Annotated in this window: 17 protein-coding genes and 1 tRNA gene; 8 read left to right on the top strand and 10 right to left on the bottom strand. The window is 68.1% G+C overall.

Going from position 1 to position 16,390, the window contains the following annotated elements:
• Positions 1-6: 6 nt before the first annotated feature.
• Positions 7-756 carry an aspartate/glutamate racemase family protein gene (locus IM760_RS02525; RefSeq protein WP_204426987.1) on the bottom strand — a complete coding sequence of 250 codons (750 nt, stop codon included), beginning with the start codon at positions 754-756 and terminating at the stop codon, positions 7-9.
• Between the two features lie 166 nt (positions 757-922).
• Here IM760_RS02525 and IM760_RS02520 point away from each other — a divergent pair, with 166 nt between their 5' ends.
• On the top strand, positions 923-1,633 hold the full coding sequence (locus tag IM760_RS02520) for an extensin-like domain-containing protein (RefSeq protein ID WP_204426986.1): 711 nt from the start codon (positions 923-925) through the stop codon (positions 1,631-1,633).
• Here IM760_RS02520 and IM760_RS02515 read toward each other — a convergent pair.
• The gene (locus IM760_RS02515) at positions 1,630-2,478 is read right to left on the bottom strand and encodes a DMT family transporter (protein WP_204426985.1); all 849 of its coding nucleotides are present in this window, start codon (positions 2,476-2,478) and stop codon (positions 1,630-1,632) included. The two genes, IM760_RS02520 and IM760_RS02515, sit on opposite strands and share 4 nt — an antisense overlap.
• Before the next feature lie 253 nt (positions 2,479-2,731).
• Positions 2,732-3,823, bottom strand: a complete 1,092-nt coding sequence (ychF, locus tag IM760_RS02510; RefSeq protein ID WP_204426984.1) for a redox-regulated ATPase YchF — start codon at positions 3,821-3,823, stop codon at positions 2,732-2,734.
• A 155-nt stretch (positions 3,824-3,978) separates the two neighbouring features.
• Here ychF and IM760_RS02505 point away from each other — a divergent pair, with 155 nt between their 5' ends.
• The gene (locus IM760_RS02505; RefSeq protein WP_204426983.1) at positions 3,979-4,719 is read left to right on the top strand and encodes a glutathione S-transferase family protein; all 741 of its coding nucleotides are present in this window, start codon (positions 3,979-3,981) and stop codon (positions 4,717-4,719) included.
• An 81-nt stretch (positions 4,720-4,800) separates the two neighbouring features.
• Here IM760_RS02505 and pth read toward each other — a convergent pair whose 3' ends face one another.
• From pth to IM760_RS02470, 7 genes are all read right to left on the bottom strand, one after another.
• Positions 4,801-5,388 (bottom strand): aminoacyl-tRNA hydrolase, encoded by a 588-nt coding sequence (pth, locus tag IM760_RS02500; RefSeq protein ID WP_204426982.1) that lies wholly within the window; start codon positions 5,386-5,388, stop codon positions 4,801-4,803.
• A gap of 8 nt (positions 5,389-5,396) precedes the next feature.
• Complete coding sequence (locus IM760_RS02495; RefSeq protein ID WP_204426981.1) at positions 5,397-6,053, bottom strand: 50S ribosomal protein L25/general stress protein Ctc; 657 nt, start codon at positions 6,051-6,053, stop codon at positions 5,397-5,399.
• Positions 6,054-6,228: 175 nt separating this feature from the next.
• The gene (locus tag IM760_RS02490; RefSeq protein WP_204426980.1) at positions 6,229-7,188 is read right to left on the bottom strand and encodes a ribose-phosphate pyrophosphokinase; all 960 of its coding nucleotides are present in this window, start codon (positions 7,186-7,188) and stop codon (positions 6,229-6,231) included.
• A gap of 75 nt (positions 7,189-7,263) precedes the next feature.
• A tRNA-Gln gene (locus tag IM760_RS02485) sits at positions 7,264-7,339 on the bottom strand.
• A gap of 11 nt (positions 7,340-7,350) precedes the next feature.
• The gene (ispE, locus tag IM760_RS02480) at positions 7,351-8,292 is read right to left on the bottom strand and encodes a 4-(cytidine 5'-diphospho)-2-C-methyl-D-erythritol kinase (protein ID WP_204426979.1); all 942 of its coding nucleotides are present in this window, start codon (positions 8,290-8,292) and stop codon (positions 7,351-7,353) included.
• The gene (gene lolB / locus IM760_RS02475; RefSeq protein ID WP_204426978.1) at positions 8,289-8,855 is read right to left on the bottom strand and encodes a lipoprotein insertase outer membrane protein LolB; all 567 of its coding nucleotides are present in this window, start codon (positions 8,853-8,855) and stop codon (positions 8,289-8,291) included. Before lolB ends, ispE begins: the two co-directional genes overlap by 4 nt.
• A complete protein-coding gene (locus IM760_RS02470; protein ID WP_204426977.1) occupies positions 8,852-10,552 on the bottom strand; it encodes a tetratricopeptide repeat protein in 1,701 nt (566 codons plus the stop codon). The genes lolB and IM760_RS02470 overlap by 4 nt, the downstream gene beginning before the upstream one ends.
• A 183-nt stretch (positions 10,553-10,735) precedes the next feature.
• On the opposite strand from IM760_RS02470, the gene hemA reads away from it, so the two are divergent.
• The 6 genes from hemA (at position 10,736) to IM760_RS02440 (ending at position 16,326) form a co-directional block, all read left to right on the top strand.
• Positions 10,736-12,013, top strand: coding sequence for a glutamyl-tRNA reductase (gene hemA / locus IM760_RS02465; RefSeq protein ID WP_204426976.1), 1,278 nt, complete (start codon positions 10,736-10,738; stop codon positions 12,011-12,013).
• Entirely contained in the window at positions 12,010-13,101 is a 1,092-nt protein-coding gene (gene prfA, locus IM760_RS02460; RefSeq protein WP_204426975.1) for a peptide chain release factor 1, read from the top strand. Before hemA ends, prfA begins: the two co-directional genes overlap by 4 nt.
• Positions 13,102-13,106: 5 nt before the next feature.
• Entirely contained in the window at positions 13,107-13,928 is an 822-nt protein-coding gene (gene prmC / locus IM760_RS02455; RefSeq protein ID WP_204426974.1) for a peptide chain release factor N(5)-glutamine methyltransferase, read from the top strand.
• Positions 13,921-14,694 (top strand): HesA/MoeB/ThiF family protein, encoded by a 774-nt coding sequence (locus tag IM760_RS02450; protein WP_204426973.1) that lies wholly within the window; start codon positions 13,921-13,923, stop codon positions 14,692-14,694. The genes prmC and IM760_RS02450 overlap by 8 nt, the downstream gene beginning before the upstream one ends.
• 141 nt (positions 14,695-14,835) lie before the next feature.
• A complete protein-coding gene (locus IM760_RS02445; protein ID WP_204426972.1) occupies positions 14,836-15,330 on the top strand; it encodes a sigma-70 family RNA polymerase sigma factor in 495 nt (164 codons plus the stop codon).
• A 51-nt stretch (positions 15,331-15,381) separates the two neighbouring features.
• Entirely contained in the window at positions 15,382-16,326 is a 945-nt protein-coding gene (locus IM760_RS02440; RefSeq protein ID WP_204426971.1) for a FecR family protein, read from the top strand.
• The last annotated feature ends 64 nt before the right edge of the window (positions 16,327-16,390 follow it).

The raw sequence follows: 16,390 nt of genomic DNA, 5'->3' as shown, positions 1-16,390 counted from the left end.
GCGGACTCAGCGGCCCACCAGGGCATGGAACAGCTCGTAGCGCGGGACTTCCGGCGCCGGGTAGGCCTTCTTGCTGTGCGAGAGGCCCAGCTCCAGCAGCATCTGGCAGGTCTTGAAGCTCACCTGGCCGGGATTCAGCACCGGCACCGACAGCCGCTCCGCCAGGAAACCGTGGGACTGATGCATGGTGGTGGAGCCGAGAATGATGACGTCGGCGCCGTCCTCCCGGATCAGCGCTTCGGCGGCGTCCAGCAGCTTGCCGAACACCACTTCCTCCTTGCCGGCGAGCAGTTCTTCCAGGTCCGGGCGCGTTTTGATGGAGCGCATGCCGGCCAGTCTGTCCCAAAGGTGGTAGTCGGTCAGGGTCTTCTCGTAAAGGGGGAACCATTCGTCCCACATGGTGACGATGCCGAAGCGCTTGCCCAGGTTGCAGGCCAGGTAGAAGCTGGAGGCCCCGGGCGCGATCACCGGGATGGTCAGGCAGGAACGCAGCGCGTTGAGCGCCGAATCGCTGACCGTGTCGATGCAGATGGCGTCGAAGCCCTCCTCTTCGGCGCGCAGGCCGGCCTCGGTAACGCTGACGTCCATCAGCAGGGTGTCGTGGTAGCTGTCGCCCAGGGCGGCGCCGGCTTTCACCGATTCAAACACCACCTGGTAATCCGCCGGCAGAAAGCCCGGGGTCAGTTGGGCGGCGCGGGCGTCGATGCCGGCCTGGTCCATGGGAATCGGGATGATGACTTTGATTCTTTTACTCATAGGTCCTCCGTCGTCATTGGTACCTATGAAGGCAAGATGCGGGCCAACGGCAGGAATAAATTTTTTCTTTTCGAATCAGTGGCTTGGGTGATGCCTTGCCGGTGCGGGCGGGGTGCAGATTGAAACCGGGCATTCATTCTGAAAAGGCACCGGGTACACTGCCGCCATGGGACGTTTTTTCGCAGTCATTCTGATTCTGGCGCTGGCCGCCGGCCTGTTCGTGGCCGGTCTCAAACAACAGTGGTGGCCGGTGCCGCGCCACTGGAACCCGTTTCTGCCGTTGCACCTGGAGGACCCGGTGACGCCGGTGACGCGCTGGAAGCTGCGGCGCCTGGGCGATGAACCGGAGGCCTGCCTGGCGGCCCTGCGCACCGCGCCGGAAGGGTCACTGGATTATCTGCCGCTGGAGGATTACACGCCGGTGGAAAGCTGCCCGCTGACCAATGTGGTGCGGGTGCGCTCCAGTCAGGTGGGTTTCAACAACAGCTTCGTGGCCCGCTGCCCGCTGGTGGCGGCCTGGTCCCTGTACGAGCGCACTCACCTGCAGCCGCTGGCGCGGGCCCGGTTCGGCCAGCCGGTGGCGGAGGTCTGGCATTACGGCACCTTCGCCTGCCGCAACATCTATCACCGCCAGGACGACCGCCGCAGCGACCACGCCACCGCCTCGGCCCTGGACGTGGCGGCCCTGTCACTGCGCGACGGCACGCGCATTTCGGTGCGGCGCCACTGGGACGACGAGGGGGACAAGGGCGCTTTCCTGCACGAGGCCTTCGACGGCGCCTGCCAGTTCTTCGGCACCGTCCTGGGGCCGGACTATAACGCCGCCCACGCCGACCACTTCCACTTCGGCCTGCGTGGCTTCGGCATCTGCCGCTAGGGCGTTTCGGCAGCCCGCGGCAGGGTCAGGTACACCCCCAGCAGCACCAGCGGCGCGCTCAGCAGGTGCTGTACGCCTAGGGCGCTGCCCAGCACCAGCAGCGCGAACAGGGCGGTGAAGAACGGCGTGCTCAGGCGCACCACGGTGGCGGAGGTGGCGCTGATGTGCTGGCAGGCCAGCGGATAGAGGTAACCCGGCGCCAGGGTGGAAAAGGCGGCCAGCCCCAGGAACAGCAGCCACTGGCGGCCGTCCGGCACCGCCGCCACCGGGTCCGCGAACGGCACGCTGACCAGCAAACCCAGGGCGCAGGCGATCCACACCACGTTCCAGCCCTGGCCGCGCAGCCGGTCGCCGGCGCGGGAATAGAGCGCCATCACCAGGGCCGCGCCCAGGCCGCACAGATCGCCGATCCGGTTGCCCGCCTGGTCGCCGCCGTCACCCAGCAGCACCACCACCGTCACGCCGGCGAACGCCAGCAGACCACCCAGCACCTCGCGGCCCCGCAGACCTTCCCGGCGCAGCACCCGCAGCAGCATCACGAAGAACGGCGAGGTGGCCACCAGCAGCGACACCGTGACCACATCGCTCAGGTAAAAGGCCACGGTGGCCAGCACGTAATAGGCGGCCAGCAGCACGCCGCCCTCCAGCGCCGAGCGGGTGGGGCGCCGGAACCCCCGGGCCAGGGCCAATAAGGCGGTGAGCAGCAGGGTGGCGGTGAGAAACCGGAACACCAGAGTGGTGCCGGTGGGCAGGTCCCGCAGCAGCGCCACCCAAACGCCGGTGGCGCCCCACTGGGCGCTGGCGAGCAGGGCCAGGGCGGTGCCTTTGCGGGTGTCGCGTTTCATCACGAAGAAGCCTGGCTGGTCAGTGAGGGCAGGGACGGTGTCAACATACTGAGTGGCCAGTGGTGATATCGGCTGATCGTAAATATCCTTCCGTCCAATTGAAAGGTTCTAGTCGGCCATTTGAAAGCGGAATGGCGTCTGTTTGAAAAATTCGCAAGGAGGGGAGCGGGTCGCGGGGAGACCGACGGGCTTACAAAGAAAAGGCCGCTTCCCGAAAGGAAGCGGCCCCGTTTTGCGGCGGCTTTGGCCGCGCTCAGACGTTAAACAGGAAGTTCAGCACGTCGCCGTCGTGGACCACGTAGTCCTTGCCCTCGGCGCGCATCTTGCCGGCTTCCTTGGCGCCCTGTTCGCCGTTGCCCGCGACGAAGTCGTCGAAAGCGATGGTCTGGGCGCGAATAAAGCCCTTCTCGAAGTCGGTGTGGATGACCCCGGCGGCCTGGGGGGCGGTGGCGCCGACCTTGATGGTCCAGGCGCGCACTTCCTTCTTGCCGGCGGTGAAGTAGGTCTGCAGGCCGAGCAGTTCGTAGCCGGCGCGGATCACCCGGTTGAGGCCCGGTTCCTCCATGCCCAGGTCGGCCAGGAAGTCCGCCTTCTCTTCGTCGTCCAGCTCGGCGATCTCGGATTCGATCTTGGCGCAGATCGGCACCACCGAGGCGTTTTCCTTCTCGGCCTGCTGGCGAACCGTGTCCAGCAGCGGGTTGTTCTCGAAACCGTCCTCTTCCACGTTGGCGATGTACATGGTCGGCTTGAGGGTGAGCAGGTTGAGGCTGCGGATGGCCTTGCGCTCGTCGGCGCTCAGGTCCGCGGCGCGGGCCGGCTCGCCTTCGCTGAGCAGCGGCAGCAGCTTTTCCAGCACCGGGATCATCGCCTGGGCGTCCTTGTTCTGGCCCTTGGCGGCCTTCTGGGCGCGCTGCAGGGCGCGTTCCACGGAGTCCAGGTCGGCCAGCGCCAGCTCGGTGTTGATGACCGCGATGTCGTCCAGGGGCGACACCTTGCCGGCCACGTGGATCACGTTCTCATCGTCGAAGCAGCGCACCACATGGGCGATGGCGTCGGTGTCGCGGATGTTGGCCAGGAACTGGTTGCCCAGCCCTTCGCCCTTGGAGGCGCCCGCCACCAGGCCGGCGATGTCCACGAACTCCATGGTCGCCGGGATCACCTTTTCCGGCTTGGCGATGGCGGCCAGCTGGTCGAGCCGCGGGTCCGGCACCGGCACCACGCCGGTGTTGGGCTCGATGGTGCAGAACGGGAAGTTCTCGGCGTCGATGCCGGCCTTGGTCAAGGCGTTGAAAAGGGTGGATTTGCCCACGTTGGGCAGGCCCACGATACCGCACTGAATACCCATAACTGCACCTCCGATTTCGAGGGCGCAATGCTACTCAAGCTACGCGCAAAATGCGACCGGGGGTTGCTCAAGCGCCGCCCCGGCGGGGCGCTCGTGCCCTGAACCGGGTTGGTCGTAACCTCTAGACTGGCTGGTCACAAGGGGGTGCTTTTGCAATGACCGTCCGAATCCTTTACCAGTTTCCGATTTCCCACTACTGCGAAAAGAGCCGCTGGCAGCTCGACCACAAGGGCCTCGACTACCGGGTGCGCAACCTGCTGCCCGGGCCGCACCGGCTGCGCAGCCACTGGCTGGCGCGCATCAGCACCCTGCCGATCCTGCGCGACGACAAACGCACGGTGGGGGATTCCACCAAGATCGCCTATTACCTGGAAAAGTACTACCCGGAGCGGCCGCTGGTGCCGGAGGACGCCGATCAGCGGGCGCGCATGATCGAACTGGAGCAGCAGTTCGACCGCGTCGGCGTGCACGTGCGCCGCTGGCTCTACGGCCAGGTGCTGAACCGCCCGGAGATCATGGACGCCATGCTCGACCCCTACCATCTGCCCGGTCCGGTCAAGCGCGCCCTGGTGCCGCTCACCCGCGAGGGCGTGCGGCGGCTGTACGCCATCAAGCCCAAGGCGGTGGTGTATTCGGAGCAGCGCGTGGAGGAGGGCCTGGCACTGGTGGAGGAGGCCCTGGCCCAGGGCGGCGGCGACTATCTGGTGGCGGACCGGCTGACCCTGGCGGACATCACCGCCGCCAGCCTGCTGGCGCCGTTGGTCACCCCACCGGGCACCCCCTGGGATGTGTTCGACGAAAGCACCCTGTCGCCGGCGCTGCAAAAGAAGCTCAACGACATGCGCGAACGGCCGGCGGGACAATGGGTTCTGGCGCGTTATCGCAGCGATCGCTGACGCGTTCGGGCCTGCGGGGAGGGGGCGTTCCGGGAGGGGGCGTTATAGGCGCGGCTTCAGCCGCGATCCCGACGTTGGAATCTAGGCGCGGAAGCCGTTCAGCCCGTTCATGGCGATATTCAGGTCGCCACGCAGCATATCCGGGGTAAAACGCACCGCCTCGTCGATGGCCCGCTCGATCAGGTCGCGGTCCTGGGCGGAGGGTTTGCTCAGCACATGGGGAGTGACGCGGTCGGCGCTGCCGGGGTGGCCGATGCCGATGCGCAGGCGGTGAAAATCCCGGCTGTTACCGTGCCGGGCAATGATGTCGCGCAGTCCGTTGTGGCCGCCGTGGCCGCCGCCCTGTTTGAAGCGGGCCACGCCCGGGGGCAGGTCCAGCTCGTCGTGGGCCACCAGCATCTGCGTGACGGGAATCTTGAAGAAGTTCGCCAGCGCCGAGGTGGCCTGGCCGCTGCGGTTCATATAGGTGGAGGGCACCAGCAGGCGGATGGTCTCGCCTTCAAACTGGAAGGTGCCGGTGAGACCGAAGTATTTCTTTTCCTCGGAAAGGAAAATGCCCTGGGCACGGGCCAGGGCATCGATGTACCAGACACCGGCGTTGTGACGGGTGGCGTCGTATTCGGGGCCCGGGTTGCCCAGGCCCACGATCAGTCGTACCGGATCCGCCACGGCGAGGATTATTCCTCGTCGGCCTTGTCTTCACCGGCGGCTTCTTCACCGCCTTCCTCGCCTTCGTCTTCCTCGGCGCGGACCTTCGGCTTGTGCACGGCCACCACCGGCTGGTCATGGTCTTCGCCATGGGTCAGCTCGACGATTTCCACGCCGCCCGGCAGCTTGATCTCGGAGAGGTGGATCACCTGATCCAGCTCCACGGCGATCATGTCCACTTCCAGGTATTCCGGCAGGTCCTTGGGCAGACAGCTCACTTCCACCTCGGAGATGTTGCGGTGGATCTCGCCGCCCTGCTTCTTGACGCCGATGCAGGCTTCTTCATTGGTGAAGTGCAGCGGAACGATCATGGTGATCTTGTGGCTGGCGTCCACGCGCATGAAGTCGGCGTGGATCGGGAAACCGCGGGCCGGATCGCGCTGCAGATCACGCAGTACCGCCTGCTGGTTCTTGCCGTCCAGCTTGAGGGTCAGGATGTGGCTGTAGAAGGCCTCGGTTTCCAGGGCTTTCTTCAGCTCGCGGGCTTCCAGGGAAATCATCTGCGGTTCGGCGGTGCCGCCGTAGATGATGCCCGGAACCCGACCCTGCAGACGACGCAGGCGGCGGCTCGCACCTTTCCCCGCGTCGCTGCGGCTTTCCGCGGTCAGTTCGAATTCGTTGGACATGGTGATGTCTCCGTAAAGCTCCCCGCCGCCCCGCGACCAGGTGCGATGGGAAGGGTTGATAAAGGGGGCCGGATTATGCCCGAAAAGAAGGCCTGATGCCAGACGCCTGACGCGAGACGCCTAAAAGCAAAAAAGCCCGCCAAAGCGGGCTTTGAAAAGCGTCGAGCGTCCGGTGTTACACCAGCTCCAGCCGGTCGAACATGGCGGACAGGGATTCTTCGTTGTTCACCCGGCGCACGGTCTCGGCCAGCATCGGCGCCAGGCGCAGCACGCGGATCTTGTCGCACTGGCGGCCCTGTTCGGACAGCGGGATGGTGTCGGTGACCACCAGCTGGTCCATGGCGCTGTTGCTGATGTTGTCGATGGCCGGGCCGGACAGCACCGCGTGGGTGCAGTAGGCGTAGACCTTGGCGGCGCCGTGGTCCTTGAGCGCCTGGGCCGCCTTGCACAGGGTGCCGGCGGTGTCGACGATGTCGTCCACCAGCACGCAGGTGCGGCCTTCCACTTCACCGATGATGTGCATCACCTGGGATTCGTTGGCTTTCGGGCGGCGCTTGTCGATGATCGCCAGGTCGGCGTCGTTGAGCTGCTTGGCCAGGGCGCGGGCGCGGACCACGCCGCCCACGTCCGGGCTCACCACCATCAGGTCGTCGTGCTTCTGGCGCTCGATGTCGGCCACGAACAGCGGTGTGCCGTAAACGTTGTCCACCGGAATGTCGAAGAAGCCCTGGATCTGATCGGCGTGCAGGTCCACGGTCACCACCCGGTCGATGCCCACGGCGGTGATCATGTCGGCCACCACCTTGGCGGTGATCGGCACCCGCGCGGAACGCACCCGGCGGTCCTGACGGGCATAGCCGAAGTAGGGCATCACCGCGGTGATGCGGCCGGCGGAGGAGCGGCGCAGGGCGTCCGCCATGACCAGCAGTTCCATCAGGTGATCGTTGGTGGGGTTGCAGGTGGACTGGACGATGAACACGTCCTTGCCGCGCACGTTTTCCTGGATGTCCACGGACACTTCGCCGTCGCTGAACACGCCGACATCGGCATCGCCAAGGGGAATGTTGAGCTGCTTGACCATGGCCTCGGCCAGCTCGGGATTGGCGCTACCGGAAAAAACCACGAGTTTGGACACTGGCGTCCCCTGACTATCAGGTAGTGGATTTCAGGAACTGACGTTCCTTTTATATAGAAGAACGTATAAAGAAGATGGCTGGGGTACCAGGACTCGAACCTGGGAATGACGGGATCAAAACCCGCTGCCTTACCAACTTGGCTATACCCCAACACTAACCGGTCAGGTGGCGTCGTCGTCGGACGCCGGACCTGGATGTTCTTTGGCTCGAAGCGTCGCCAGTGCCTCGTGGAGAGGTGAGAGTTCAGTGCTTCGGGCCACAAAAGCCGTCCAGTTTTCTGGCAAGCGCCGCTGCAGGTCGCGGGCCGCTTGCGCCCCGGCAAGGCGTGCGAAACAGCAGGCGCCGGTGCCGGTCATGCGGGCGTTGCCCGCTTCGCGTTGGAGCCACTCAAGCGCTTGATCCACGGGGGGAAAAAGGCGCCGGGCCACGGCTTCACAGTCGTTATGACCCTGGTTGAGAAGGGCCTCGAAAGTGGCCGCCCCAAGCGAGGCCGGTAATGTAATGGCGGGGGTGTGCCTTGTCAATTCCCCGTCGCTGAAAATTCGAGCGGTTGAAACGGCCACCCCGGGATTCACCACCAGAAACCATTGTGGCGGCAGATCAACGGCTTGCAAGCGCTCGCCCACACCCTCCGCCCAGGCGTTGCGGCCGTGCACGAACACCGGCACGTCGGCGCCCAATTGCAGGCCCAGCGCGGCCAGCCGGTCCAGCGACAAATCCAGCCCCCACAGATGATTGAGGCCGAGCAGGGCGGTGGCCGCGTCGGAGGAGCCGCCCCCCACGCCGCCGCCGGCGGGCAGACGCTTCTCCAGATGCAGCGCGGCCCCCTGGCGGCAGCCGGTGGCCTGTTGCAGCAGGCGGGCGGCGCGCAGCACCAGATTGTGCTCGTCCACCGGCGGGTCGGGCCGGTCGCAGGTCAGGGTCAGGGCGTCGTGGGGCCGGAAGTGCAGGGTGTCGCCATGGTCGAGCAGCACGAACAGGGTCTGCAGATCGTGGTAGCCGTCGGCGCGGCGACCGGTGATGTGCAACAGCAGATTGAGCTTGGCCGGTGCCGGCAGGACGAACCCGGTGGCCGGCACCTTGGCGGGGGAAGCAGGGGTCATGGCAACGGGCGCCACTCCCGGATCAGCAGGGTGAAATGGTTGGCGTCCTGGTGGGCCTTGATGCGATGGGGCAGGGCCACCTGGCCCACCGGTTCATAGCGGTCGAACTCCAGGTTCCAGCCCAGCTGGCGCAGGCGCACCAGCTGACCGGCCTCGTTTTCCTCCGCCTCGGCCGGGGCACCCGGCCAGACCAGGCCGCGGCTCCAGTATTCCAGGGCCGACACCGGCAGCCAGAAGCCGGTCAGGTGCCAGGCCAGTTCGCCCGGGGAGCGCGCCCGCCATTCGCCCTTGCCGGTTTCCAGGCGCGCGCGGCCGGGCCGCCAGGTGAGTTCGGCGCTGCCGAAGCCCAGCGGGCCGGAAAAGTGAATGGCGCCGTGGCGCGGGGACTGTTGCCAATCAAAGGTGGCGGAGCCGCCGTCCTCCGGGGTGCGGTAGCCCAGCTTGCCGTTCATCTCCCAGCGCTGGATCTGATCCGCGCGGGTGAAGTCGGTGGTCGGGAGCGGGCGGGTCTGACAGGCGCTCAACACCAGGGCCAGCAGGGGCAGCCACCACAGTCGGGTCATGGGGTGACCTCCAGCCGTTGCAGGGTGTCCAGCAGCAGGGGCGATTGCGGCTCCTTGGCCAGAGCGGCGCGCCACACGCGCAGGGCGGCGTCGCGCTCGTTCAGGGCCCAGAGCACTTCGCCCAAGTGAGCGCTGACTTCGGCGTCGGGCTGCTGCTGATAGGCGCGGCGCAGGTAGGGCAGGGCCTCCTCGGGGCGGCCCAGCCGGTACAGCACCCAGCCCATGGAGTCGAGAATCGCCGGGTCATCCGGCTCCGCCGCCAGGGCCCGGGCGATCATGTCGTGGGCCTGCTCCAGGTGGGCGCCGCGGTCCGCCCAGGTGTAGCCCAGGGCGTTGAGCGCGGCGGTGTCGTCCGGGTCCAGGGCCAGCACCCGCTGCAGATCCGCTTCCATCTGTTCGGTGCGGCCCAACTGGCCGGCGGTCATGGCGCGGGCATAGAGCAGGTCCGGGTTGTCCGGGTCCGCCTCCAGGGCATGATCGAGCAGCGCCAGGGCGCCCTGGGCGTCGCCGGTGGAGGCGCGCATCTCCGCTTCGCTGACCCACAGCAGGTCGGCCCGGTCCGGGAACTGGCGGGTCAGGCTGGTGATCAGCGCATGGCCCCGGTCACCCCGACCGCTGGTGTAGAGCAGGCGCGCCGCCTGTACCTGGGCCTGCAGGGCGTCGCTGCCCTTGACCTTCAGGTACTCATCGATGGCCTCGTCCACGGCGCCGCGGGCTTCCGCCGCCTGGCCCAGGTGCAGGCGCATCTGATTGGGCCGGTAACCCTGGCGCAGCAACTGATGCAGGATCTCCTCGGCGGATTCCACGGCACCGGCGTCCAGGGCCAGCAGGGCCAGGGAGTACTGCAGGTCCAGATCCTGGGGATTGCGCTCCGCCAGAATCTGCAGTTGTTCGCGGGCCTCGTCGTACTGTCGGGCGGCCAGCAGCAGGCGCACATAGGCGACCCGGGCGCGGCGGCTGTCCGGGTGGGCCTCCACCCGTTCCGCCACCCGCTTCAGCGCTTTTTTCGGCTGACCGGCCTCGAACAGCAACTGGGCCTGCAGCAGGGCGGCTTCCAGATGCTCCGGGTCTTCCTTCAAGGCCCGCCGGGTGGCGTCCAGGGCGCCGGACAGGTCGCTGCGCTGGCGCCGGTCCAGGGCCCGGGCGTACCACAGCGGCGCCTGGTGGGGGTAGCGGTCGGCCAGCTGCGAGAGGGCTTCCAGCAGCTCCTGATTGTCCGCGTCGTCCATGTTGCTGGCCTCGGCCACCAGCGGCAGCAGGGCGTCGCTGCCGTGGGCGGCCAGCAGCCGGTCGATGAGGGCGGCGGCGCCGTCGCTGTCGCCCTGACGGATACGGGCCAGGGCGGCCAGCCGCAGGGCGTCGGCATTGTCCGGCTGCCGGTCCAGCCACAGATCGGCCAACTCCCGGGCCTGATCGGTGCGCTCCAGAAAGGTGGCCAGTTTGGTGGCCTGGGCGATCACTTCCGGGTCCCCGGTGGTGCGCGCGGCGCGGGCGTAGTACTCCAGCGTCACCGCCAGGCTCTGCCGCTGGGCGGCGGTTTCCGCCACCAGCAGATCGCCGAGGGTTTCGCCGTCGTATTCAATCGGGGGCAGATCACGGGGCGGCGGTGTGGGCGCGGCGGGCGGCGCCGGCGGGGTCTGGGCGCAGCCCGCCAGGGCCAGGAGGGCGGCAACAACAAGCGATGGGCGTGCATTCATCGGCGATACGGTCCTCGTTTCGAGCCGCTATCATTGCACACCCGCCGGCCGCACCCAAGGATCGGCGAGGCGTTCACGGCCGGGCACGAAAGGGCGACTACATTGTTTTAAAGGGCCATTTCGCGCAAAATGCCACACCCTTGCGCGTGTCTGGGCATCCCATCGGGTCGTCGTCGTTTCCCTATGAATCTCATCGCAGTCGGCGTTAATCACACCACCGCGGACGTGGAGTTACGCGAGCAACTGGCGTTCTCCGCCGAGCAGGCGGACCGGGCGCTGGCGCGGCTGCGCGACGATCTGCCCGGGGTCCGCGAAGCGGCCCTGCTGTCGACCTGCAACCGCACCGAACTGTACTGCCTGGTGGAAGGCGAGGTGCCGGACTTCGGCGACTGGCTGGCGGCGGAGCGGCGCATGCCGGTGGACACCCTGCGCCCGGCGCTCTACCGGCACCAGGGCGACCTGGCCCTGGAACATATGATGCGCGTGGCCGGCGGCCTGGATTCCCTGGTGCTGGGCGAGCCGCAGATTCTCGGCCAGATGCGCGAGGCCTATGCCCGCGCCCACGAGGCGGGGCTGGTCAACGGCGAACTGGGCCGGGTGTTCCAGGACGTGTTCTCGGTGGCCAAGCGCATCCGCACGGAGACCGGCATCGGCGCCAACCCGGTGTCGGTGGCCTACGCGGCGGTGTCGTTCGCGCGGCACATTTTCGCCGACCTGAAGAAAAGCCGGGCGCTGCTGATCGGCGCCGGTGAGATGATCGAGCTGGTGGCCCGCCACCTGGAAGAACAGCAGGTGCGCGAAATCGTCATCGCCAACCGCACCGCCGCCCGGGCCCAGGCCCTGGCCGAGCAGGTCGGCGGCCGGGGCATCGCCCTGGAAGAGCTGCCGGTGGCCCTGGAGCACGCCGACATCCTGATCGCCTGCACCGCCGCGCCCATCCCCATTCTCGGCAAGGGCACCGTGGAGCGGGCGCTCAAGCGCCGCCGCCACAAGCCCATGTTCATGGTGGACATCGCCGTGCCCCGGGACATCGAGCCGGAAGTGGGCGAGATGGACGACGTCTACCTTTATACCGTCGATCATCTGCAGGAGGCGATCCAGGAAAATGTCCGCGCTCGCGAACAGGCCGCCCGGGAAGCCGCCGGACTGATCGCCGAGGCGGTCACCCAGCATCACCGCTCACGGCGGGAAAAGCGGGCGGTGGGGGTGCTGCGCGATTACCGCCGTCAGCGCACCGAACTGGCCGACCAGGAGCTGGAGCGGGCGCTGGCCCAGCTGCAGCAGGGCAGCGACCCGGAAGAGGTGCTGCGCCGCTTCAAGCACAACCTGGTGAACAAATGGCTGCACCGGCCCAGCGTCACCCTGCGGCGGCTGGCCGCCGAGGATCGCGCCGAGGCGCTGTTGATGGCCCGGGAAATTCTGCTTGATCAGGACGGCGAGGCGTCCAGCGAGGAATCATGAAGGCGTCGTTAGAGGGCAAGCTCAACCGATTGATGGAGCGCTTCGAGGAGATCAGCGGGCTGCTGGCGGACCCGGAGGTGATCGGGGACCAGAAGCGCTTCCGGGGGCTCTCCAAGGAATACGCGGAACTGGAAGACGTGGTGCGCGCCTATCGCGATTACCGCGCCACCCTGGACAACCTGGACACCGCCCGGGCCCTGCTCGACGACGGCGACCCGGACATGCGCGAGATGGGCGCCGAGGAAGTCCGCGAAGGCGAGCAGCGTGCCGCCGACCTGGAAGAAGAACTGCAACGCCTGATGCTGCCCCGGGATCCCCGGGACGGCGCCAGTGTGTACCTGGAAATCCGCGCCGGCACCGGCGGCGACGAAGCCGCCCTGTTCGCCGGCGACCTGTTCCGCATGTACTCCCGCTACGCCGACCAGCGCGGCTGGAAGGTGGAAGTCGTGAGCGCCAGCGAGGGCGAGCACGGCGGCTATAAGGAAGTGATCGCGCGCATCGCCGGCGACGGCGTCTACTCCCGGCTCAAGTTCGAATCCGGCGCCCACCGGGTGCAGCGGGTGCCGGCCACCGAGTCCCAGGGCCGCATCCACACCTCCGCCTGCACCGTGGCGATCCTGGCCGAGGCCGAGGACGCCGGTGACATCGAGATCCGCAACGAGGATCTGCGCATCGACACCTACCGCTCCTCCGGCGCCGGCGGCCAGCACGTCAACACCACCGACTCGGCGGTGCGCATCACCCACCTGCCCACCGGCGTGGTGGTGGAATGCCAGGACGAACGCAGCCAGCACAAGAACAAGGCCAAGGCCATGTCGCTGCTCAAGGCTCGGCTGCTGGACGCCCGTGAAAGCGCCGCCCACGCCGAGCAGGCGGCGGAACGCAAATCCCTGGTCGGCTCCGGGGACCGCTCCGAGCGCATCCGCACCTACAATTTCCCCCAGGGCCGGCTCACCGATCACCGTATCAATCTGACCCTGTACCGGCTCAACGAAATCGTCGCCGGCGACCTGGACGAGGTGGTGGGCGCGCTGCTCGCCGAGCATCAGGCGGAACAACTGGCGGCCCTGGCCGAGGGCCAGGGCTGAGCGCCGTGCGCATCGACGAGGCCCTGCGCGGTGCCCGCGACACCCTGGCGGCATCGCCCAGCGCGCGGCTGGACGCGGAGCTGCTGCTCACCCGGGTGCTGGGCCAGGACCGCCGCTACTTCTATACCTGGCCGGAAAAGACCCTGACCGCGGACCAGCAGCGTCTGTTCGATCTGCTGGTGACGCGCCGGGCCGCCGGTGAGCCGGTGGCCCATCTGACCGGTGAGCGGGAATTCTACGGCCGCCGCTTTGTGGTCACCCCCGCCACGTTGATTCCCCGTCCGGACACGGAAACCCTGGTGGAGGCGGCGCTGGAGGCGGTGCCGGACACGCCCCGGCGGGTGGTGGACCTGGGCACCGGCACCGGCGCGGTGGGTGTCACGCTGGCGCTGGAACGGCCGGCCTGGCGGGTCATCCTTACCGACGCCAGCGCCGCCGCCCTGGCGGTGGCCCGGGACAATGCCGAGGCGCTGGGCGCCGCCGTCAGCCTGGTGCGCGGCGACTGGCTGGGCGCCCTGACCGGCCCCTTCGATCTGATCGTCAGCAATCCGCCCTATGTGGACCCGGACGATCACCACCTGGAACAAGGCGATGTGCGGTTCGAGCCCCGTTCGGCCCTGGCCGCCCACGACCGGGGCCTGGCGGACCTGCGGGTGATCGCCGCCCAGGCCCGGGAACGGCTCGCCGCCGGCGGCTGGCTGATGCTCGAGCACGGCCACGATCAGGGCGGCGCCGTGCGCCGGCTGCTGGCCGGCCACGGTTTCCACGACGTCACCACCCGCCAGGACCTGGGCGGCAACGACAGGGTAACCTTGGGGCATGTTTAGCGACGACGAGCTGCAACGCTACAGCCGGCAACTGCTGGTGGCGGACTTCGATCTGGACGGCCAGGAGGCCATCGCCGGCGCCACCGTGCTGCTGGTGGGCTGTGGCGGCCTGGCCAATCCGGCCGCCCTGTACCTGGCCGGCGCCGGCGTCGGACGATTGATTCTGGTGGACGACGACACCGTGGACACCAGCAACCTGCACCGCCAGATCGCCTTCCGTGGCGACCAGGTGGGGCAGGGCAAGGCCGCCGCCCTGGCCGCCCAGCTCAACGCCCTGAACCCGGACGTGACGGTGGAGCCCCACGCCGCCATGGCCGGTGACGACTGGCTGGACCGCCATCTTCCCGACGTGGATCTGGTGCTGGACTGCTGCGACAACTTCGCCACCCGCCAGGCCATCAATGCCGCCTGCGTGCGCCACCGCAAACCGCTGGTCAGCGGCGCCGCCATCCGCCTGGACGGTCAGCTCGCCGCCTTCGACTTGCGCGACCCGGACAGCGCCTGCTACGCCTGCGTGTACGGCGACGGCACCGACGGCGACCTGGCCTGCAGCGAGGCCGGCATCCTCGGCCCGGTGGTGGGCACCATCGGCACCCTTCAGGCGCTGCTGGCGCTGCACCTGCTCACCGGTAAACCGGTGGCGCCACGCCTGCGGCTGTTCGACGGTCGCACCCTGTCCTGGCGGGAAGTGGCGTTCCGCAAGGATCCCGCCTGCCCGGTGTGCGGCGCGCCCCGGGCGCCCCATCCACGCGGCGCCACCGCCTGACCCTCCGGCGCGATGCGCCCTCTCCCGATCCGCGTGCGGCGTTGACGCCGTTGTAATGAGAATCATTTTTGTTTAGATTCGTTCTCCTCGGGCGGCAATCCGGGTTCGGCAGGGGGCCCTTACCAAGCGGATGGGAGACGGGTGAAATACACCGACAGCAATCTCAAGGCGTATCTGGACCATCGGGCCGCGCTGGTGGACTACGTCACCTCCATCGTCGGTTGCCGGGCCCGTGCCGAGGACCTGGTTCAGGACGCCTTTCTGCGTTTCGTGCCCGACGGTCGGCGACCGACCGGTTCCGGCGTGGCCTACCTGTACCGCATCGTGCGCAACCTGGCGATTGATTTCACCCGCCGCTCGGCCATGGAGAGCCGCCACCAGAACGAAGAGACGGTGGAGTGGCTCAAGCCACGGGAAGAAAGCAGCCCCGAGCAAACCGCCCTGCAGCACGACCGTCTGGATCGCCTGGCCGGCGTGCTGGACGGCCTGCCCCGGCGCCAGCGTCTGGCCATCGAAATGCACCGGGTCGGTGGCTATACTCTGGCGGAAATCGCCGAGCGGCTGGAGGTGTCCACGGCCACCGCCCACCGCCTGGTTCGCGACGCCATGGCGCATCTCGCCGCCGCCCTGGATTAGGGCAGGCCCTAAGCCCGGTTTCGCGCCACGAAGCCCAGCCCCGGATCGAACATGGAACATTCCGATAAGCCCGCCGACGACGCGCTGTTGCGTGAGGCCAGTGACTGGAAGCTGCGGCTGGACGAAGCGCCGCGGGACCCGGCCCTGCGACGCGCCTGCGCCGACTGGCGGGCCCGGGATGAGCGCCACGAGAACGCCTGGCGGCGGGTCAGCGAGGCCTGGGCGCTGATCGGCGACCTGCCGGTGCAGCGGCGGCAATGGCCGGGCCACGACGAGGCGCCGGCCGACCGCCGGCGCTGGCCGCGGCGGACCGCCCTGGCGTTGGCGGCCTGTTTGCTGCTGGCCCTGATGCCCGCCGCCTGGCGTTACTGGCAGGCGGATTATCGCACCGGAGTGGGTCAGACCCTGGCCGTGACGCTGGCCGACGGCAGTGCCGTGGTGCTCGGCGCCGACAGTGCCCTGGCCGAGGCATTCAGCGACGGCGAACGCCGCGTGCGGTTGCTGCGCGGCGAAGCCTTCTTCGACGTGGCCGCCGACCCGCGCCCCTTCCTGGTGGTGGCCGGCGAGGTGCGTGCCCGCGACATCGGCACCGCCTTCAGCGTCCGCGAGGACGACGGGAGCTACGGCGTCGGCGTCAGCCACGGCGAAGTGGCGGTCAGTTACCGGGGCGGGCGCGCCCGCCATTTGATGCCCGGCGACCAGTGGGCCCTGGACCGCGCCAGCGGCACCGCCCGCGTGCAACGGTCGGCGCCGGACCGGGTGGCGGTCTGGCGGCAGGGCCGGCTGTTCGTGCAGGACCGCACCCTGGCGGATCTGGCGGACACCCTGGAGCGCCACGCCCACGGTTACATCCTGATCGCCGATGACGCCCTGGCCGCGCGCCGGGTCACCGGCAGCTACGACCTCTCCGACGTGGACGCCGCCCTGGCGGCCATGGTCCAGCCCCACGGTGGCCGCGTGCTGCGGATCACGCCGCTTCTGCGCATCGTGCTTTGATTTGACCGCTCCCTGAAAAAACGCCCCGCCTCGTTCGTTGTTCCCCCGTGATCGCATTGAAATG

The sequence above is a fragment of the Alloalcanivorax marinus genome, assembly GCF_016906305.1.
Taxonomy (GTDB): domain Bacteria; phylum Pseudomonadota; class Gammaproteobacteria; order Pseudomonadales; family Alcanivoracaceae; genus Alloalcanivorax; species Alloalcanivorax marinus.
Note: the sequence above shows the minus strand (reverse complement) of the source record. Positions and strands in the feature narration are given on the sequence as shown.

Excerpts from the sequence above, each read along its gene's own strand:
- IM760_RS02440 (WP_204426971.1), top strand. The coding sequence starts at position 15,382 with ATGGAACATTCCGATAAGCCCGCCGACGACGCGCTGTTGCGTGAGGCC.
- IM760_RS02505 (WP_204426983.1), top strand. The coding sequence starts at position 3,979 with ATGACCGTCCGAATCCTTTACCAGTTTCCGATTTCCCACTACTGCGAA.
- ispE (WP_204426979.1), bottom strand. The coding sequence starts at position 8,292 with ATGACCCCTGCTTCCCCCGCCAAGGTGCCGGCCACCGGGTTCGTCCTG.
- ychF (WP_204426984.1), bottom strand. The coding sequence starts at position 3,823 with ATGGGTATTCAGTGCGGTATCGTGGGCCTGCCCAACGTGGGCAAATCC.
- IM760_RS02520 (WP_204426986.1), top strand. The coding sequence starts at position 923 with ATGGGACGTTTTTTCGCAGTCATTCTGATTCTGGCGCTGGCCGCCGGC.
- IM760_RS02495 (WP_204426981.1), bottom strand. The coding sequence starts at position 6,053 with ATGTCCAACGAATTCGAACTGACCGCGGAAAGCCGCAGCGACGCGGGG.
- IM760_RS02515 (WP_204426985.1), bottom strand. The coding sequence starts at position 2,478 with ATGAAACGCGACACCCGCAAAGGCACCGCCCTGGCCCTGCTCGCCAGC.
- lolB (WP_204426978.1), bottom strand. The coding sequence starts at position 8,855 with ATGACCCGACTGTGGTGGCTGCCCCTGCTGGCCCTGGTGTTGAGCGCC.
- IM760_RS02525 (WP_204426987.1), bottom strand. The coding sequence starts at position 756 with ATGAGTAAAAGAATCAAAGTCATCATCCCGATTCCCATGGACCAGGCC.
- prfA (WP_204426975.1), top strand. The coding sequence starts at position 12,010 with ATGAAGGCGTCGTTAGAGGGCAAGCTCAACCGATTGATGGAGCGCTTC.
- IM760_RS02470 (WP_204426977.1), bottom strand. The coding sequence starts at position 10,552 with ATGAATGCACGCCCATCGCTTGTTGTTGCCGCCCTCCTGGCCCTGGCG.
- hemA (WP_204426976.1), top strand. The coding sequence starts at position 10,736 with ATGAATCTCATCGCAGTCGGCGTTAATCACACCACCGCGGACGTGGAG.
- IM760_RS02450 (WP_204426973.1), top strand. The coding sequence starts at position 13,921 with ATGTTTAGCGACGACGAGCTGCAACGCTACAGCCGGCAACTGCTGGTG.